The organism is Psychrobacter sp. CAL346-MNA-CIBAN-0220 (assembly GCF_040309805.1).
Lineage (GTDB): Bacteria > Pseudomonadota > Gammaproteobacteria > Pseudomonadales > Moraxellaceae > Psychrobacter.
The window spans coordinates 1-288 of record NZ_JBEOPF010000106.1 but is presented as its reverse complement, the minus strand read 5'-3'; the positions used below and the strand labels follow the sequence as shown (position 1 = coordinate 288).

At 72.9% G+C, this 288-nt stretch carries 1 protein-coding gene; it reads right to left on the bottom strand.

Translation table 11 applies throughout. The features are described from left to right. A partial coding sequence (locus AAEY88_RS12895) for a tripartite tricarboxylate transporter TctB family protein (protein ID WP_350563021.1) occupies nucleotides 1–288 on the bottom strand: 288 nt, incomplete at both ends.

Below are 288 nucleotides of genomic sequence, written 5' to 3'. Positions count from 1 at the left end.
ACGATGCCGAGGCCGAGCCCGACGAGCACGGCGACCCACCACTTCCTCGCGCCGAGCGCGATGGCGGATGCGGCGAACAGGATCGTGACGCCGAGCGGCCAGCCGAGGAACGGGATGGTGACGACGAGCGACAGGAACGCGAGGGCGACGATGCCGGTCGTGATCCAGGAGGTGCCGGCGTCGAGGTCGACGTCCTCGCCCTCCTCCGCGTCGCCGAAGCGGCCGCGGAGCTGGCCGACGAGGACGCCGATGCCGGACACGAGCAGCAGCCCGCCGACGGCGTAGGGG